17 protein-coding genes are annotated in these 18,286 nt (G+C 67.8%); 12 read left to right on the plus strand and 5 right to left on the minus strand.

The window, feature by feature from the left end:
• Positions 1-22: 22 nt before the first annotated feature.
• The 7 genes from ACZ7MY_RS39955 to ACZ7MY_RS39985 all read left to right on the plus strand — a co-directional run bounded on the left by ACZ7MY_RS39955 (position 23) and on the right by ACZ7MY_RS39985 (position 6,561).
• Entirely contained in the window at positions 23-787 is a 765-nt protein-coding gene (locus ACZ7MY_RS39955; RefSeq protein WP_499610492.1) for a crotonase/enoyl-CoA hydratase family protein, read from the plus strand.
• Position 788: 1 nt separating this feature from the next.
• The gene (locus ACZ7MY_RS39960) at positions 789-1,535 is read left to right on the plus strand and encodes an acetoacetate decarboxylase (protein WP_499610495.1); all 747 of its coding nucleotides are present in this window, start codon (positions 789-791) and stop codon (positions 1,533-1,535) included.
• Positions 1,532-2,485, plus strand: coding sequence for a 3-hydroxyacyl-CoA dehydrogenase NAD-binding domain-containing protein (locus ACZ7MY_RS39965; protein ID WP_499610498.1), 954 nt, complete (start codon positions 1,532-1,534; stop codon positions 2,483-2,485). The genes ACZ7MY_RS39960 and ACZ7MY_RS39965 overlap by 4 nt, the downstream gene beginning before the upstream one ends.
• Before the next feature lies 1 nt (position 2,486).
• Positions 2,487-3,689 carry an acyl-CoA dehydrogenase family protein gene (locus ACZ7MY_RS39970; RefSeq protein ID WP_499610501.1) on the plus strand — a complete coding sequence of 401 codons (1,203 nt, stop codon included), beginning with the start codon at positions 2,487-2,489 and terminating at the stop codon, positions 3,687-3,689.
• Positions 3,690-3,871: 182 nt separating this feature from the next.
• On the plus strand, positions 3,872-4,273 hold the full coding sequence (locus ACZ7MY_RS39975) for a tautomerase family protein (protein ID WP_499610503.1): 402 nt from the start codon (positions 3,872-3,874) through the stop codon (positions 4,271-4,273).
• A gap of 187 nt (positions 4,274-4,460) precedes the next feature.
• The gene (locus ACZ7MY_RS39980; RefSeq protein WP_499610505.1) at positions 4,461-5,354 is read left to right on the plus strand and encodes an alpha/beta hydrolase; all 894 of its coding nucleotides are present in this window, start codon (positions 4,461-4,463) and stop codon (positions 5,352-5,354) included.
• Between the two features lie 259 nt (positions 5,355-5,613).
• Positions 5,614-6,561, plus strand: a complete 948-nt coding sequence (locus ACZ7MY_RS39985; RefSeq protein ID WP_499610507.1) for an ornithine cyclodeaminase family protein — start codon at positions 5,614-5,616, stop codon at positions 6,559-6,561.
• Positions 6,562-6,579: 18 nt separating this feature from the next.
• Here the strand turns inward: ACZ7MY_RS39985 and ACZ7MY_RS39990 are convergent, their stop codons facing one another.
• Complete coding sequence (locus ACZ7MY_RS39990; RefSeq protein ID WP_499610509.1) at positions 6,580-7,299, minus strand: hypothetical protein; 720 nt, start codon at positions 7,297-7,299, stop codon at positions 6,580-6,582.
• A 121-nt stretch (positions 7,300-7,420) separates the two neighbouring features.
• On the minus strand, positions 7,421-8,836 hold the full coding sequence (locus tag ACZ7MY_RS39995; RefSeq protein ID WP_499610511.1) for an MFS transporter: 1,416 nt from the start codon (positions 8,834-8,836) through the stop codon (positions 7,421-7,423).
• A gap of 60 nt (positions 8,837-8,896) precedes the next feature.
• Between ACZ7MY_RS39995 and ACZ7MY_RS40000 the strand changes: the two genes are divergently transcribed.
• Together ACZ7MY_RS40000 and ACZ7MY_RS40005 are read left to right on the plus strand one after the other, a co-directional pair.
• Positions 8,897-9,409 carry a winged helix-turn-helix transcriptional regulator gene (locus tag ACZ7MY_RS40000; protein ID WP_499610512.1) on the plus strand — a complete coding sequence of 171 codons (513 nt, stop codon included), beginning with the start codon at positions 8,897-8,899 and terminating at the stop codon, positions 9,407-9,409.
• 536 nt (positions 9,410-9,945) lie between these two features.
• The gene (locus tag ACZ7MY_RS40005) at positions 9,946-11,913 is read left to right on the plus strand and encodes a SpoIIE family protein phosphatase (RefSeq protein ID WP_499610515.1); all 1,968 of its coding nucleotides are present in this window, start codon (positions 9,946-9,948) and stop codon (positions 11,911-11,913) included.
• A 181-nt stretch (positions 11,914-12,094) separates the two neighbouring features.
• On the opposite strand, the gene ACZ7MY_RS40010 is transcribed toward ACZ7MY_RS40005, so the two are convergent.
• Both ACZ7MY_RS40010 and ACZ7MY_RS40015 read right to left on the minus strand, forming a co-directional pair.
• The gene (locus tag ACZ7MY_RS40010; protein WP_499610517.1) at positions 12,095-12,538 is read right to left on the minus strand and encodes a hypothetical protein; all 444 of its coding nucleotides are present in this window, start codon (positions 12,536-12,538) and stop codon (positions 12,095-12,097) included.
• A gap of 151 nt (positions 12,539-12,689) precedes the next feature.
• Positions 12,690-13,175: a cupin domain-containing protein gene (locus ACZ7MY_RS40015; protein WP_499610518.1), complete on the minus strand. Its 486-nt coding sequence runs from the start codon at positions 13,173-13,175 to the stop codon at positions 12,690-12,692.
• A gap of 547 nt (positions 13,176-13,722) precedes the next feature.
• On the opposite strand from ACZ7MY_RS40015, the gene ACZ7MY_RS40020 reads away from it, so the two are divergent.
• Together ACZ7MY_RS40020 and ACZ7MY_RS40025 are read left to right on the plus strand one after the other, a co-directional pair.
• Complete coding sequence (locus ACZ7MY_RS40020) at positions 13,723-16,179, plus strand: SpoIIE family protein phosphatase (protein ID WP_499610519.1); 2,457 nt, start codon at positions 13,723-13,725, stop codon at positions 16,177-16,179.
• A gap of 215 nt (positions 16,180-16,394) precedes the next feature.
• Entirely contained in the window at positions 16,395-16,619 is a 225-nt protein-coding gene (locus ACZ7MY_RS40025) for a cupin domain-containing protein (protein ID WP_499610521.1), read from the plus strand.
• Positions 16,620-16,744: 125 nt separating this feature from the next.
• On the opposite strand, the gene ACZ7MY_RS40030 is transcribed toward ACZ7MY_RS40025, so the two are convergent.
• Entirely contained in the window at positions 16,745-16,879 is a 135-nt protein-coding gene (locus tag ACZ7MY_RS40030; RefSeq protein ID WP_499610524.1) for a hypothetical protein, read from the minus strand.
• Positions 16,880-17,098: 219 nt separating this feature from the next.
• Between ACZ7MY_RS40030 and ACZ7MY_RS40035 the strand changes: the two genes are divergently transcribed.
• Entirely contained in the window at positions 17,099-18,277 is a 1,179-nt protein-coding gene (locus ACZ7MY_RS40035; protein ID WP_499610527.1) for an adenosylhomocysteinase, read from the plus strand.
• Positions 18,278-18,286 lie beyond the last annotated feature (9 nt).

Here is an 18,286-nt window from a genome sequence, read left to right on the forward strand (position 1 = left end):
GCGCGGAGCCATGGGAGAAATCATGAACAGCGATGTGCGCGTCCAGCGGATCTGCTCGACCCTCCTGATCACGATCGACCGCCCGCAGGCACGCAACGCGGTGAACTCCGCGGTCGCCGCCGGCCTGGCCGCGGCGCTCGACGAACTGGAGGGCGACAGCACCCTTAGGGCCGGTGTCCTCACCGGAGCGAAGGGCACCTTCAGCGCCGGCATGGACCTCAAGGCCGCCCTGAACGGCGACTTGCCCGTGATCCCGGGCCGTGGATTCGGCGGCCTGACCGAAGCGGAACTCACCAAGCCGCTGATCGCCGCCGTGGAGGGATTCGCCCTGGGCGGCGGCTTCGAACTCGCCCTGGGGTGCGACCTCATCGTCGCCGCCGAGGATGCGACGCTCGGCCTGCCCGAGGTCAAGCGCGGGCTGATCGCCGCAGGCGGCGGCGTAATCCGGCTGCCCCGGCGCATCCCCTACCACCTGGCCATGGAGTTCCTGCTCACCGGCGAGCCCGTCAGCGGTCGCCGGGCCGGGGAATTGGGCCTGGCCAACCGGGTCACTGCGCCCGGCGAGGCCGTGGCCACCGCCCTGAACATCGCCGAGCAGCTCGCGCACAACGCGCCGCTCGCACTGGCCGCGGTGAAGAACCTCCTGCGGCACGCCGACGGCACGCCCGAGACCGACGCCTTCGCCGCGCAGCGCGTGGCGCAGGACACCTTGATGGCCTCGGCCGATGTCCGCGAGGGCATGACCGCCTTCGCCGAGCGCCGCGCACCGCGGTGGACGGGGAAGTGACATGCGGATCCCTGATGTACGCCGCCACGCGACCACCCCGCTGACCAGCCCGGCGTTCCCGCCCGTGGCTCCGCGGTTCACCGACCGTGAGTACCTCAGCGTCGTCTACCGCACCGACCCCGACGCGCTGCGCGCCGTCGTCCCCGAACCCCTGCGGGTCGAGGAGCCACTGGTCCGGTTCGAGATCATGAAGATGAACGACGTCACGGGGTACGGCCCCTACACCGAGGGCGGCCAGGCGATTCAGGTCGGCTTCGAGGGCGAGCGGGGCGAGTACCTGCACGCGATGTACCTCGACAACTTCCCGGCGACAGCGGCCGGACGCGAGATCGGCGCCTACCCGAAGGTCATGGGCGCACCGAAGCTGTACGTCGACCACGGTGTGCTGGTCGGCACGCTGGACTACGGCTCGCTGCGGGTCGCCACCGCGACCATGGGCTACAAGCACCACCCGCTCGACGCGCGTGAGGCCGAAACACAGATCTCGGTGCCGACCTTCATGCTCAAGACGATCCCGGGCTACGACGGCGTACCGCGCGTGCAGGAACTGGTCCGCACCCGGATCACCGACGTCGTGGTAAAGGCCGCGTACACCGGCCCCGCCCGGCTGCAGCTCTTCCAGCACGTCCTGGCCCCACTGGCGGACCTGCCCGTCCTGGAGATCGCCTCGGCGAGTCACATCCTCGCCGACCTCACCCTCGCCCCGGTCGCGCCGGTCTTCGACTACCTGAAGGCGGACACGCGATGACGCACCACTTCCGCACCGCAGCCGTGATCGGCGCGGGCACCATCGGACTGTCCTGGACGGCGCTGTTCGCCGGCCACGGCCTGACCGTCCGGGTGAGCGACCCGCGCCCCGACCTCGCCGAGGCCGTCGAGGCGGCGCTGGCACAGAGCGCACCGCACCTGGCCGCCCTGGGCCTTGACGTCGCGGGCCTGACCGACCGGGTCCACGTCGCGGCCGACGTCACCGAAGCCGTCCACGACGCCGACGTCGTGCAGGAGAACGGCCCCGAGGACCTCGACTTCAAGAAGCGGCTGTTCGCCCGCCTGGTGGAGGAGGCTCCCTGGCACGCGCTGCTGCTGAGCTCGTCGTCGGCGATCCCCGCAACGGCCTTCACCGGGGACCTCCAGGATGCGAGCCGGATCCTGATCGGTCACCCGTTCAATCCGCCCCATGTGATCCCGCTCGTCGAGGTCGTGCCGGGCGAGTACACCAGCGAGGACGCTGTTCAGGACGCCGTGGACTTCTACACGCTCGTCGGCCGTTCCCCGGTCGTCGAACGCAAGGAGGTCCCCGGGTTCGTCGGGAACCGGCTGCAGCACGCGCTCAGCAGGGAGGCCGCCTACCTCGTCCAGCAGGGCGTCATCACCCCGGCTGACCTCGACACGGTGCTGACCCGTTCACTGGGCATCCGCTGGGCGACGGTCGGGCTCTTCCTCGGCCAGCACCTCGGCGGCGGACCCGGCGGCTACCGCCACCTGGTCGAACACATCGGGGCGTCCATGGGGGAACTCACGCCCGGCGAACCCTCGGGGCACCCCGCGGACCGGCTGCGGGTCGTGGAGGCCGTGGAGAAGGCCTACGGCTCCCGCACGTACGCGGACCTCGTCGAAGAACGCGACCGCAGGCAGCTCGCCGTGCTCTCCGCTCTGGACGGCACCGCCCACACGAACGCACACAGCGAGGAGAACTGACATGACGACCACCGCCGCCGAGCTGCAGGAACACCTGACCGCCGACTTCTACGACTACGAGTCGCTGCTCCCGGACGACGAACGCACGATCCTCCTTACGGCACGCACTTTCCTGCACAAGGAGGTCAAGCCGCTGGTGAACGACAACTGGGCCAAGGGCGAGTTCCCCGAGGAACTCATCGACACCTTCCGCGGCAGCGGACTGGCAGCGCTGTCCTACGAAGGCTACGGCGAGTACCAGCACGCGACCAGCCACCTGCTCGGGGGCATGCTGGCGATGGAGATGACCCGCATCGACGCCTCGGTCGCCACCTTCTTCGGCGTCCACAACGGACTCGCGTTCTACTCCATCTACGCGGGCGGCAGCCAGGAACAGCGTGACCGGTGGCTTCCTCAGATGGCGACCATGGACAAGATCGGCGCGTTCGCCCTCACCGAGCCGCTGGGCGGCTCCGACGTCGCCGGCGGCATGCGCACCACCGCCCAGCGCCAGGGCGACACCTGGATCCTCAACGGAGTCAAGAAGTGGATCGGCAACGCCACCTTCGCCGACTACGTCGTGGTCTGGGCACGCGACGTCGACGACAACCACGTCAAGGGATTTGTCGTCGAGAAGGGCACGCCGGGATTCACACCCGAGAAGATCGAAGGCAAGATCGCACTGAGGATCGTGCAGAACGCCGAGATCACCCTCAACGACGTCCGCGTACCGGAGGCAAACCGGCTGCAGAACATCAACTCCTTCCGCGACGTCGCCGAGATCCTGCGCATGACCCGCAGCGGAGTCGCATGGCAGTCGCTGGGCCTCATGATCGGCGCCTACGAACTGGCCCTGGACTACGCCAAGCAGCGCATCGCCTTCGGCCGCCCGATCGCCAAGTTCCAGATGGTGCAGGACCTGCTCGTCAAGAGCCTGGGCAACATCACCGCCTCCTGGGGCATGCTGACCCAGCTCGCGCACCTGCAGGACGCCGGCATCTTCCGCGACGAACACTCCGCGCTGGCCAAGGGCTTCGTCACCTCGCGCATGCGTGAAGTCGTCGCCTGGAGCCGCGAGATCTTCGGCGGCAACGGCATCCTGCTGGACTACGACATCGCGCGGTTCTTCGCCGACGCCGAGGCCCTCTACTCCTACGAGGGCACCCGCGAGATGAACACCCTGATCGTGGGCAAGTCGATCACCGGACAGAGCGCCTTCGTGTGAGACCCCGGACAAGTCTTCCCGGGAAACGGGTGCCGCAGGTGCGATCACCGCGCGTGCGGCACGCCGCCCGCAACGACGCGACAGCACCGGCTCGGGTCAACGCCGACGCGACCCCGGGGATGAATCAGCCACCCCACCCACAGCCCCCAGACTCCCGCACACGTCCCTTGACGGAGGATCCCATGCCCGTCTTCAACGCCCATGTCCCCGCCCGGCGCTACTCCCCCGCCCAAAAACGTGCGCTGGCCGACGCGCTCAACCAGTCCCTGGTCCAGGGCCTCGGGATCCCCGAGGGCGACCGCTTCATCATGATCAGCGAACACGGCCAGGACGAGCTGTTCCTGGACCCGACGTTCATGGGTATGCAGCGCAGCAGCGACGCCATGATCATCACCGTCCTGATCGGCGCGCACCGCCCCCTTCAGGACAAGCGGGCCGTGATCGCGACCATCAACAAGCTGGTGGTCGAGACGCTCGGTATCTCCCCCGACGACGTCTTCATCGCGCTGGTACCGGTTCCGAATGAGAACTTCTCCTTCGGTAGGGGAGAGATCCAGCTCGCCGACGGCCCCCCTCGCTGGTGAACCCGGTGGCGGGCCTCCGTCAGGCACGCACAGGCGACCGCATACACGGCGTGACGAACGCGCTGTTCCCCCATGCGACCCGCTTCTCAGCCCCTGGGCGAAATCGGACAGGTCACGCACCGCCCGCTGCGGCGACGGCGTGACCGCCCAGATGTGAATCCCCGCTTCATCGAGGAGGTTGTCGCTCATGGCCGAGCGCAAGGACATCGAGTTCACCGCGGACGAAGGGGTCACGCTGCGCGGATGGCTCCACCTGCCCGACGGGCCCGGGCCGCATCCGGCGATCACGATGGCCCATGGCTACGCGGGGATCAAGGAACACGGCCTCGAGCCGTTCGCACGAGCCTTCACCGAGGCCGGATTCGCCGTGCTGCTGCACGACCACCGCACTTTCGGGGCCAGCGACGGAACGCCCCGGCAGGACGTCGACCCCTGGCAGCAGATCGCCGACTGGCGACGGGCCATCTCGTACCTGGAGAGCCGGCCCGAGGTCGACTCTGACCGCATCGGCCTGTGGGGCACCAGCTACGCCGGCGGCCACGCCATCGTGCTGGGCGCCACCGACCGCCGACTGCGCGCGGTGGTCGCCCAGGTGCCCACCATCAGCGGATTCGAGCAAGGACAACGCCGCGTAGCACCAGATGCCGTCGCCGCGCTGGAGGAATCCTTCGCCGAGGACGAGCGGGCGCGGTTCCAGGGCGAGGCCCCGCGCACGCAGGCCGTCGTCAGCAGCGACCCCACGGTCCCCGCCTCCTACCGCACGCAGGAAGCCCTCGACTTCTACCTGCAGCCCGCGCCCGGCGGCATGTGGGAGAACAAGGTCACCATCCGGTCCACCCGCGCGGCCCGCATGTACGAACCCGGGACCTGGATCACACGGGTCTCCCCCACTCCTCTGCTCATGGTGGTCGCCCTCGCCGATAAGGTCACCGTCACCGACCTCGCGCTCGCCGCCTACGAACGCGCACTCGAACCCAAGCGGCTGCACCTGATCCCAGGCGGCCACTTCGACCCCTACGTCGCCCAATTCGACCAAGCGAGAGCCGCCGCCGTCACCTGGTTCCGTGAACACCTCGGCTGACGGAGCACACGCACAGCGCTGGGTACTTGTACCGTGCCGGAAATCCGGTGGCGTATTCGTCGGGCGCGGCAAGCAGGACCAGCGCGGCTCGGTCAGGGACAGTCCCCACCTGGGCCAGCATGTTCCCGGCGATGAGCGCCCCGTCTTTACACCCCGTCCCCTTGTCCGAGTAGGCGCAAGAGAGCGGTTTACGCAGGCCGCCTTGCCTGCGCTTCCGCCAGTTCCGGCAGCCTGCAGGATGCGTGAGATTGTGACCCGTATGACCCGCATCTTGACCCGCACTGACCTGCTCAGTCTGCTCGACCCCCTGGCCTGCATCCAGGCTCTGCGGGAGGGGTTCAGTGCCTCCGCTGCAAACGCGGTCCCCGGTCAGCGTGTCCGCACCGATCTTCCTTTTCCAGGTACTGCAACAGCTCTGCTGCCTGGACTGCTGCCCGGCATCAACGCCTACAGCGTCAAGGCCAACGCGAAGTTTCCCGCTGCCTCACCTGCGCTCCGGGGAGTGATCTGCCTCCACAGCGGCACAGACGGCGAGTTGCTGGCCCTGCTGGACTCCGCGACCATCACCGCCTGGCGCACGGGCCTTGCTGCAGCCCTGGCGACTCACCTGATTGCCATGCCGACCGGGAACGCGCCCCACACGGTCGGCGTCATCGGAGCCGGCGCCCAGGCCGAACTCACCATTCGCGGACTCGGCGAGCTACGAACCTGGGACCGCCTCGTCGTGCACGACACCGATCCGCAGCGCGCGGCCGCCTTCGCAGACCAACACGGCGGCGCCACCGTCTCCACGGCCGCACAGGTCGCTGCCGAGGCATCCATCGTGGTGCTGGCGACGTGGTCCCGCAGGCCCCTGCTGCACCTGGAAGAACTCAGGCCCGGCCAGCACCTGACCTCGCTCGGCTCCGACGAACCGGGAAAGCAGGAGCTTTCTCCCGACGTGCTCGCCTCCACGCGATTGATCGTCGACGACGTGTCACTCGTTGCCGCTCATGGCGCACTCGCCAATGCCGGCCTACCGGCTTCCACAGCCGCCGCGTCCTTGAGTGAGATCATCCGCGGTGACGCTCTCCCACGCACGCATGCGTCGGAGATCACCGCCTACGCCCCAGTCGGACTGCCCTGGCAGGACCTGGTCCTCGCCTGGCTGGCCTATCAACAGGCTGAGACGCAAAAGATCGGCGTGACCCTCGATCTCCTCTCCTGAGCAGGCACCTGCCGAGTGTCAGGTGAAGTGGATGTCGCTGAGGTCGATTGAGACCATGACCTCGTCGGGGATGGGGCGACCGTCGGCGTTGCGGCGGTAAGCCCGGCGCTTGGTGGGCACGATGTTGCCGTCCGCTTCCACGCGGTCGTGCACGTACTGCGCGGCGGCGAAGCCGCCCGCCACATCGACGTGGTAGTCGTGCCTGCGGAGCAGGTGATCGGGGCCGAAGTAGAAGTCCTGGTGGGTGCTGTGGCTGGCGATCTCGGATGGGAAAGCGGCGCGCAGCCCACGCCAAAGTTCGTCCCCCTCCTGCCACGGCTCGATCTCTGTGACGGTGAAGCCGGGCATGGCCAGCAGGAATGGCGTGGTGAGGTAGGTCCACAGCGCATAACCATTGAAGTAGGCGCGGTCCAGCGCGTCCCAGGGGGCGTTGAACGTATGGCCGCTGAAGGACGACCGCGGGTCCTCGCGGACAGCGACCACCCGCCCGTCGAGCTTGTTGATGCTCACGCGTCCGGGTCTGAAGTCGGTCTCCTGGTCAGGGGCCCCAAAGGGCCTGACCGAGGCGTGCTCCTCGTGGAGCAGCACCGTCATCTCGCGCGGTTCAGGATCCTGGGGCAGGCCCTTGGCGGCGAACAGGTGTCCCCCGCTGACCAGGGTGGCTCGCGCCCGGGTCAGATCACGCCAGCGTGTGAGTCCACCGTGGGCTTCGATTGCCGCGGTGAGCAGTTCGTTCACGTAAGTCTCCTGCAGTCGATCGGGGCCGGGATACGGAAGCCATCGCCGGGCGTTGACGCCGCACTCAAGGCAAAAGCGGTCGGTCAGCACCATCCGTCGGAGCCCAGGCATCCGCCTCGAGCTACCTCGACGCGGCAAACGCCATCTGGCCCGCGCCGCCGCGGCTGAGGTGCACACCGAACGCCGAAGTGGCCAGGCCCAGTACGGCGGCTATGCACCAGACGATCCGGAAGTCGTGAAGTGAGGCCGCCCCGATGTGGGAGCCGACCACCGCGACCAAAACGGCGACGCCGACCGAGGTCGACACCTGGCGGACGGAGTTGACCAGCGCCGACCCAGTTGCCGCACGATGCCCCGGCACGGCGTGCACACCGGCGGCCACCAAAGTGCCCAGCGCCAGCCCGACCCCGACACCGGTCAGCAGCTGGCTGGGCAGCATGCCGCGCCAGTAATCCGGTGTGACGGATGCGAAGCACGCGAACCAGGCCATCCCGCCAGCGAACAGCAACCCGCCCGCGGCGACCAGCGGGCCGTGGCCGTAGCGCTGTGCGGGACGGGCGGTCAGAACAGTGACGACCGGCACAAGGGCAGGACCGGGGGCCAGGGCCAGGCCGGTGCGCAGCGCGCTCCAGTGCCAGACGTCCTGGCACCACAGCACGTTCGACAGCAGCATGATCGCGAAGGCGACGCCGAACACGAGGCTGCCCGCGTTCGCCGCTCCGAAGCGCGGCAGCCGCAGCAGGTCCAGCTCGAACAGCGGGTGGGGGTGCCGCAGCGACCTGAGGACAAACGCGGCGCCGCTGATCAGGGCAACCGCCAGGAGCACTAGGGTCCTGCCGCTCGTCCAGCCCCAGTCGGGCGCCTGCACCAGCGCCCCGGACAGCGTCGCGACCGAGGAGATGACCAGCAGGGCGCCGAGGAGGTCGGGCAACGGGCCGGCCTCCCGGGCGGCCGGCTTCGGCAGGACCGACCGGCCGGCGACGAGCGCCGCGACGCCAATGGGCAGGTTGACGGCGAACACCCACCTCCAGTTCACCTCGGTCAGCAGGCCGCCAGCAACGGGCCCGGCGGCCGCGGCAAGTCCACCGACCGCAGCCCAGCTCCGGGTGGCATGCGTACGACGCTCGGCCGGCACCGTCGCCAGCAGCAGGGCCAACGACGTCGGAATCTGCGCGGACGCCCCGACGGCCTGCACCACCCGGGCCACAACCAAGGTCCCCAGGTTCGGGGCCAGAGCACAGCCCAGCGACGCGAGGGTGAAAACAGCGATCCCGGTCAGGAAGACCGGCCGCTGGCCTATCCGGTCACCGGCACGCCCGGCCAGCACCAGCAACGCGGCAAAGGTGATCGCATAGGCGTTCAGGACCCACGACAGCGAACCAAGACTCGCGCCCCCGCCGCCCGCGGAGAAGGTCTCTCCCATCGCCGGAAGCGCCACGTTGACGATCAACAGATCAAGGTTCGTCATGAACACGGCCACCAGGACGACGGCGACGGCCGCTCGAGGGTGCTTTGAAAATCGAAGCATTGAAGCCATGCCGCAAGCGAAGCACAGGGTGGTTTGAAAATCAAACCATCCGGTGTGACAATTGGGGACGTGAGCACGCGCATCGATCCCCAGGACATGGCCGGCCGCCCCTGCTCGCTCGCCGCCGCCCTACAGGTCATCGGCGACCGATGGGCCCTGCCGGCGATCCGCGAGGTCATGCTCGGCAACCACCGGTTCCGGCAGATCGCCAGGAACACCGGCGCCCCCACGGACCGCCTCGCGGCACGCCTGAAAGCGCTGGTGGAAAGCGGCATCCTCGAACGACGCCCGCTGCCTGACGACGCACACCACAACGGCTACTACCTGACAGAGGCCGGGCGCGACCTAGGGGGCATCACCCGCGAACTCATCGGCTGGGGCGACCGCTGGGCCGTCACCACACCACCCAGCCGGATCCTCCACCGAGACCACGAACTCGTCACCCACACGGTCTGCGAGACCTGCGGGGAACAAGTCCACGGCGAGGACATCCACCGCGAGGAACTCACCCCCGGCTGGGACCAGTCCGGCCCAGTACCCTCCCCGGCAGGCAAGACATCTCCTCACGCCGGCACGCCGTAAGACTGGCCGAGGCATCCGAATGCGCTGAGGACCGGCTCGAACTGGGTACCGACCTGGCTCACGCCTCTGACCTGAGCTTGGCCATTCCCGGCCCGTGGTCCCTGGTCGTCGTCGGTCAATGCAGCGCGCCTCGCACGGCCAAGGAACGGCTCAGAAGTCACTGTCCGCGTCACCGGAGGGCGCCGCCCACGGCCGGCCGACTCGCCTGTCGGATCTTCACGTCCACAGCGGCACCAGTGGATGCAAACAGCCCGCAGACGCACTCGAATCCGGGAACCAATTCGCGCACAGAAATTGGCTCTCTTCACTCGGTGAGAGATCACTCGCAGCCCACCCTGAGTGCCCGTTGCTACGGGCGCGACACTGGCCCCCGCCTCGTACGCGGAAGGGCCCGGCTCTCAGCGGAGGCGGCGGGCAGCCGCCCGTAGAGGCTCGGGCGGATGCGGGGGCAGCCGGCGACCCCCTATCGAGACATCGCGAAGAAATGCGCGAACATGGATGAAGAGGCTGTTTCGGCATGGGCCAGGGAGCCACGGATGGACGCCTCGGACGAACTGCTTCGAAGGGCTTGCCCGTCAGCCCTTCTGACGCTGGAGGGTGCCATACGCGGCCTCAACGCCGCGATGGCCACGGCGCTGGCCAGGACGGCGGAGCGGTGCCTGGGACGCGACTTCAAGGATCTGTGGCCTGCGAGCCAGCGAATGCCGGCCGAGAGTCTGGTGGCCCACGCCGCCAGGGCGGATGCGGTCGCGATGCGGGAGCTGGAGTTTCCCGGCCCAAGCGGAGTACCCGTTGCCTGCTTGCTCGAGGCACGACAGGTGAAGGATCCCGCCGACGACAAGCAGCTGATCTGGGTACGCGCCCTGGATGCGCGGAACGACCTGGCCAGCCTGCTCATCCCGTTCCGGCTGGCCACCGCGGCCGCCGGCCTCGGCCTGTGGATGTATTCACCCCAAGGGGACCAATTGGAGTGGCTCGGTGGCCTGCCCACGCTGGTTGCGCTCATCCCGGATCCGACGGCGCCGATTTCCACGATGATCTCGGCAGTGCACCCCGACGACAAGGAGGTCTTCCGGCACCTTCTGCACTCGGCCTCCGTCCAGCAGTCCCCCTGGATAAGGCTGAGGTACCACACCCCACACGACGGCTGGCACCGACTGGCCGTTCAAGTCCGTCGTCTCCAGCTGGGCTTCGACGGCCCCGAACGACACTTCGTAGTGGTCCGCGACGACACCAAGCAGGAGAAGCGCAGGCAGCAGGAGAAGGCCGCGTTGACTGCCGAGCGGCAGCGCGCCAAGGACACCGCCGACTTTTCCTCTGCCTTGATCACCGCAACCACGGAACAGGAATGGCGGCAGGTCGTCCTGACCCGGCTCGCCGCGACCTTCGGCGCCGGCGGCGCCCTGCTCGCGCTCGTCGACGGCAGCCGTCTGCGCATCTCCACCGACGCGAGGATCGGCATGCGCGAGGTCGAGGCCCTGCACGGCCTGCGCCTGGACCAGCCGACCCCGCTCTCCGAGGCGATCCGTACCGGCAAGCCGCAGTTCATCACCAACCGCGAGGACTTCATCCGCCGCTGGCCGCACGCTCCATCTCTGCGCTTCCTCCGACTCGGCTCCGACTACGCCATCTCAATCACCCCCCTCAGCGAGCCCGGCGACCAGCCGCTCGGGGCGTGGGCGATGGTCTACCCGCGCGAATACCTGCCGTCCCAGGACGAGCGGACCCTCGTGGGCACGCTGGCCGACCTGGCAGGGCAGGCACTCAAGCGGATCAGGTTGCAACAGGCACGCGTCGAGCTGGCCACGGCACTTCAGCACACCATGCTCCCCACACTGCCCGAACACCTCCCGGGCCTGGAGGTCGCCGCCCGCTACCGGCCCAGCCGGGACGGGCTGGACATCGGCGGGGACTGGTACGACGCGTTCCCCTTGCCCGACGGCGCGATCGCGCTGGAAATCGGCGACGTCCAAGGACACGACGTGGACGCCGCCGCATTCATGGGACAGGTCCGCTTGTCCCTGCGCGCGATCGCCGCCCAGGAACCGGATCCCGGAACCGTGCTGACCCGAACCAACGAACTGCTCGTCGCGACGGCCTCCGCACGATTCGCCAGCTGCGCCATGCTGCACATCGACCCACACGATGGGCTGGTCACCGGCACCAGTGCCGGCCACGTGCCGCTGGTGTGCGCACACGGAGACGGCAGCCACGAAGTACGCGAGCTGCCCGGCGGGCCCGTCCTGGGCGTCCTGCCCGGCACCGAATACCGGAAGGAGACCTTCACCCTGGACAACGACAGCGCGCTGATCATGGTCACCGACGGCGTGGTCGAAGGGCCGGGACTGACGCTGGACGCCGGACTGGAACGAGCCGGAACACTGGCCGCCCAGGCCGTCCACGACGGACTGAACGCTGAAGAGACCGCCGACCGCGTCCTCGACGCCGCGATCGCAGTCGACCACCACGACGACGTGGCCGTGCTGGTCATCCGACGCGCATGACAGCGCCCGTGTGCCGCCACCCCTCTATACGGGCCCCACTGCAAGAGGTGCTTCACCTTCCACCGGCATCGATCTGGAAAGGATCAACCAACGCCACCGTGGACAAAGACCACGCTCGGAGTACGGCGCTGCCCATCGACTGCGGTGAGCACCGGGCCGTGCGCAGAGGGTCGAACTTCGTTCAGCTCCGGTCGACATCCGACGGGTCAGCACAGTACTTCTCGTACTCTGTCCCAGCGAAGTGCTCGCCCAGCTTCCGGGAGAAGTACTGGAGCATCGGCAACGGACGGTGATTCATCACAAGATGTTGCGTCTTTCCCTCTTCGTTCATATAAACGACAGCGATATTGGCGATCGGCCTGCCGTCCACGGTCGCCGCATAGTCCTCGACGAATCCATTCTCTCCGTACTTACCGATGTAGATGAAGTCCTGGAATTCGTACAGAGTGCGCGCGTAGGACAGTATCGCCAAAACGTCCTTGGCTCCGTGGACGGTCCCGTTGAAGACTCCGGCCTCGAGCGTGACATCATCGGCGAGATTGTCCAGCCAAGGGGGGTAGTAGTCCCTGCGCTGCCGCGCCGGATCACCGCTGCCCAGATATGTCGGTGGCGTCTTGTAAGTCATCTTCATCCTCCTGTACCGGTTGAACTTCTAACAGAGTCACTGGAAGCAACAGGCACAGTCCAACGAAAGTCAGAGACTGCCGCCATCTCATCGAGAGATACCGTGGGCTGCACGCCCGGGCCTCGACGCTACGGGAGCGTGCGGTGACCGGTCAGCCGGCGAAATACTGGTCGTGTTTGTCGAAGAACTCGGCTCGCTCCGCCTCCGATGCGTTGCCCATCTCCCGCATCTTCTCGAAGAACTCCTCACGCGGCGCACCCGGCGTGAAGAGCAGCAGCATCTCGGCCAGAGAGTCGGAATCGTTGCGGAAGGCGTGCAACCCGCCCTGCGGAACATGCAAGAAGTCGCCTTCTCTCGCGTCGACCCACTGCTCGCCGTTGAAGAGGCGGACAGTGCCGTTGAGAATGAAGAAGGACTCCGAGATGGTCCGGTGGAAGTGCGTTTGAGGACCACCCGCCTTCGCCCTCAGCATGACCCGGTAGAGGCCGAACTCGCCACGGGTGCTGTCGCTCGTCGCAAGGTAGCGGATGGCCATGCGGGCTTCAGGTCCGCCAACGTCCGGCGCGGTGTCGTACGGCAGGAAGTGAGCGTTTACCTCGCCCCCATTGCCGAAATACACCTGCTTTGGGTACGACATGCAAACCATCCCCTTAGGCGCTCCGGAGGTCGGGGCTGAAGGCGGCGCCCGCTCTTCCATCCTGTGCACAGCATCCGGGGTATGCCATCCGGGGACGGCCGAGATGGGGCAGCGGTCAGGAGGCGGTTTGGGTCGGGCTGAGCGAGTGGGTGCGGACCAGGAGCAGGCTGGCGTCGTCGAACGCCTGCTGATCCTGGGACGGCACCATCGCACGGATACAGAGCCCGTCCAGGGACAGATCGGGTTGTGCGAGGACGTGCCCAGGCGGTCCACGCCGCCTCGACGTCGTGGTCACGGCTCTCGAACATGCCGTCGGTGTACAGGGCTAGGAGGGTGCCCTCGGTCAGTTCCATCTACGCGGCCCCGAAGGGGAGCCCCCCAAGGCGATGACCTCCCCCCGCACTCCTCACTCTCACCATTTCGTGAGCTTTGAGGTTGCAGCGCTGTCACAAAATGGACCTCTGCCCGGTCAAGAGCGCGAAAGGGGCAAATCGCCCTTACTTTCTCCCAGCTCACCTAACTCCGAGCAACCCGAGGCAGCAGCTTGATGACCATCACCAGCCCCAACCCGGCGACCTTCGGCAATCAGATGAACGCGTCAGGGGTGTCGGACGCGGTGTTCGCGCTGCTCGACGAGCAAGGGGTGGTCGTCGCATGGACGCAGACCGCCGAGCGGCTTGTCGGATATTCCGCCGGGGCCGTGGTGGGGCGGTCGGCCGCGCTCGTCCTGCCTCGCTTCGAAGAAGTGTCGGCAATGTCGGCGTTCGTCGAACAGTGCCGGGCCCGGAACGGCTGGTCGGGCACTTCTGCGGTGCGCCATCGAGATGGCCGCGTGCTCGACGTCAGCCTACGGATGTCGACGGTGCGCGGGCGGGACGGAGCAGTCCGGTGGCTCGCTTCCATGACCGACGTCGGCGTGCCTTCCGGGGACGAAACGAGCGGATCGGTGCGGGAGGCGCTTCTTGCCCGCGCGCCGATCGGCATCGTCGTTCGTGACCTGGCGCTGCGCTGCGCCTGGGTGAACGACGTGATGGAGAGCCACGATGGCATCTCCCGAGAGCAGCGGCTCGGATGTCGAATCACCGAGGTGTGGACCGGTGTCGAGGCCGAAAGGATCGAGGAGGTGATGCGGCAGGTTCGCCAGAGCGGTACGACCAGGGTCCACGAGTACCCGACGTGGCTGCCGGCGACTCTGGGCCACGAGCACCCGTTCGCGGTTTCGTTCACCTCTCTCCAGGGCGCCGACGGCCAGCCCCTGGGGGTATGCGGCATCAGTGTCGATGTCACGGAGAGCCAGCGGGTGCGTGGGCGCCTCGCCGTCCTAGGGGAAGCCGGCAAAGGTCTTGGCAGGACCCTGGATGTGATGCAGACCAGCCAGGAACTGGCCGATCTCGCCGTACCCCTGTTCGCCGATTTCGTCACGGTGGACCTGGAGCAGTCGGTCACGCTCGGCGAAGGGCCCCCGCTCAGCGTGGAGACATTGGGAGAACGCCTCCCCGTTCTCCGACGCGCCGGCATGGCCTCGATCCGCCCAGGGGTCCCGGAATCCGCGTGGGAGCGCGGTGAAACGGTCTCCAGGCCGTACAACGCGCCCTGCTTTCAGGTCCTGCGCACCGGGAGGTCCTATCTGGAGCCGATCATGGACACCGCCCCAGGCTCGTGGATCGACCAGGATCCGGCACTGGCGCGGAGGATCCGTGAGAACGGCATACATTCCGTGATGCTCGTACCCATCCAGGCGCGGCGGCAGCTGCTGGGTACGGCGCTGTTCGTCCGCACCGAGAACCCGATGCCGTTCCAGGAGTGCGATCTGCTCCTGGCCGAAGAGCTGGTCAGCCGCGCCGCGGTGTCGTTGGACAACGCGCGCCAGTACGCGCGCGAGCAGACCACAGCCCTCGCGCTCCAGTGCAATCTGCTCCCACGCCGTCTGCGGGGAGGCTCGGCGGTTGAGGCGGCCTCCCGCTACCTGCCCGCCGACATCGACCGCGGCGTCGGAGGCGACTGGTTCGACGTGATCCCGCTGTCCGGCGCCCGGGTCGCCCTCGTCGTCGGCGATGTGGTCGGACACGGCATCGACGCGGCTGCGGACATGGGCAGGCTCCGCACCACCGTACGCACGCTTGCCCACATGGAACTGCCCCCCGATGAGCTACTGGCCCGCCTCGACGACATGGTCCAGCGACTGGCAGAAGAGGACGCCGAGGATTCGGATCCGGCTGCCACCGTGGTGGGTGCCACCTGCCTGTACGCCGTCTACGACCCGGTCACCCGGAAGTGCACCATGGCAACGGCCGGACATCTCCCACCCACGATCATCGACCCTCAGGGCCGGGTCACCTTTCCCGACCTTCCCACCGGAGCCCCCCTCGGCATCGGACTGGGGATCCCTTTCGAGGCCGTGGAGCTGGAACTGCCCGAAGGAAGCCTCCTCGCCCTGTACACCGATGGCCTGGTCGAGACCCGCGACGGAGACATCGAGGAGGGAATGCACCGTCTGGGCACCACCCTCGCGCAACGGGACCTCCCCCTGGAGGAGCTGTGTACCCGTGCGATGCAGCTCATCCAAGGCCGGCCGGCGTCCGACGACGCCAGCCTGCTCCTGGTCCGCACTCGCGTACTGACGCCGACCCATCTCGCCTCGTGGACGCTGTCTCCCGACGAGACCACTGTCGGCCATGCCCGGGACCTGGCTGCCGGCCAGCTGGCCAAGTGGGGGCTGGAAGGACTTGAGGACTCCATGAGGCTGATCGTCAGCGAGCTGGTCACCAACGCAGTACGCCACAGCACCGGATCGATCGATCTGCGTCTGACCCGGCACCAGGTCCTGACCGTTGAAGTGTCGGATACCGACGCTTGCTCCCCGCGGCCGCGTAACGCGGGCACCGCCGATGAGAACGGCCGCGGTCTCTTCCTCGTCTCCCAGTTGTCCCGCCGTTGGGGTACCCGCCCGATACCGGGCGGGAAGATCGTCTGGGCCGAGAAAGAATTCGACCTCTGCAACTGAGGAGCAACCGGTTCGTGCCTCCTCATCGCGACCGCTCGGCATGCGTGCCAACTCGCGACCGGCTGCAACGCTCCGGGGAGTTGCTCGCTCGCAGGCCCGTATGGCCGCGGTTGTTCTCTGTCGTCGGCGGCGGGACCTGGCTGCGCTCAGGCGGCCGCAGGAGGAAGGCACTCGGTCAGTGGAGCGGGCGTTTCGGCCTGTCATCGATGTCGGCCATGTGCTCCCGCCACGGGTTCAGCCATGCCTTCGTCGACTTAGACCGTGTCCTATGTGGTGAGGCGGACGAGGAGCACTGGCACGGCGCCGCCCCGAACCGGCTCATGGTCCACCTGGCCATCAACGAGAGCGACGCCGACCACGACGTCGTGCACTGGATGACCCCGGTCACCGATCAGGAATACGCCCGCCGCGCCCACCACCGACTGACGCGCCGCTCCTGAACCGACCTCGGCATTTGCGCGGGACGGGACAGCACCTCCTGCATGATCGGCCATCCGGCAGGGCGAAACCCCCGCACGGGCGGGAGCCTCCTCTCCGTCACCGCGGCATGCCCCGCCGACTCCGGTCATCGGCCGGTCAGCGCCGTCGCTGCCTGGCCTTGCTGCGTCTGCGCGGTCACACCCATCCACTGGTGGACCCGCAGCGGCTCACCGAGGTTTCTGCTCTGCCCGGGCCCGGTACGGGCCTGTTGGCGTGCCATAGTTATACGTGTAACCTACGATCTGATTTCGTCGCCCGAGAGCTGCAGTGACCGTTTCCACGGGAGGGAGGCCCCGATGAGCATGATCGGAAGAAGCCGCCGCCTGTGCATCTTCGGCGACCACTCCTACCGCAGCGAGTTCTACGGCTGAAGCGTCGGTTCGCATCCGCGCAACCGCGTGCACGCACCAACGCACTCTTCACAGCCAAGGAACCTGTCATGTCCCAGTTCTCCGCTGCGCCCCTCGCGATTTCCCACGACGACACCCAGTGGGCCGCCCGGCACATGCCGCTGCTCGCGGCAACCATGGAGACCCACGCAAGCGCCTTCGCCGGCCGGCGGATCGGCATCTGTCTCCACATCGAACCCAAGACCGCCGTGCTCGTGTCCCACTTGGCCCGGGCCGGCGCTCATGTCACGCTCACCGGGTCCCCGGGCACGACTCAGGAAGCCACCGCCGCCGCCCTGCGCGACGCGGGCGTGCACGTCATCGGCTACCGCTCGGACACCCTGGAGCAGCATCGCGACAACATCGCCCGCGTCCTGGATGCAGAGCCCGACCTGATCCTCGACAACGGAGGCGACCTGATACAAGGCGTCCTCACACGGGGCGGCCTCCCCTCCCTTGAGGGGGCCACAGAGGAGACCACCACCGGCGGACTGCGCATCCGCTCCTGGGACGTCCAGCCCGACTTCCCGGTGATCGTCATCAACGACAGTCGGCTCAAATTGCTGGTCGAGAACGAGTACGGTGTCGGGCAGAGCGTCGTGCAAGGCTTCATGAACGCCACCAACCTCATGCTCCCCGGAGCGCGTGCGACCGTCGTCGGCTACGGGCCGTGCGGCAAGGGGGTGGCCGACACCCTTGCCAAGCTCGGCGCTCGTGTCTCGGTGGCCGACATCGACCCGTACCGCGCGCTCGAAGCCGTCATGGCAGGGCATGCAACAGGAGCGCTGTGCGATCTCCTGCCCGAGACTCAGTTGCTGTTCCTTGCCACCGGACACCCCGATGTCATCGGCGCAGCGGAGCTGGACGCTCTCGCGGACGGCGCGGTGATTGCCGGCGTCGGACACATGCCCTGGGAACTGGACACCGAGGCCTTGTCCGGGCGTACGGTCGCCGTCGAGCGCTCGGGAGCCAGCGGACAGGAACGCGCTGTTCACCGTCTGGAGGACGGGAGGGAGGTCATCGTGCTGGCCGACACCAAGATGATCAACCTGACGGCCGCCAAGGGGAACCCCATCCAGGCCATGGACCTCGGACTCACTCTCCAGGCCAGGAGCCTTGCGGCACTCACCGCGGCAGCGGAAAATCGGCTGATCCCGGGGGTGCAGGCTGTGCCGACGCCGATCGACCGCCAAGTGGCCACCGACCTGGTGGCCTTGTTGAGTGCCTGACCGGCCACG

It is taken from the genome of Streptomyces sp. NPDC111520 (assembly GCF_055635295.1).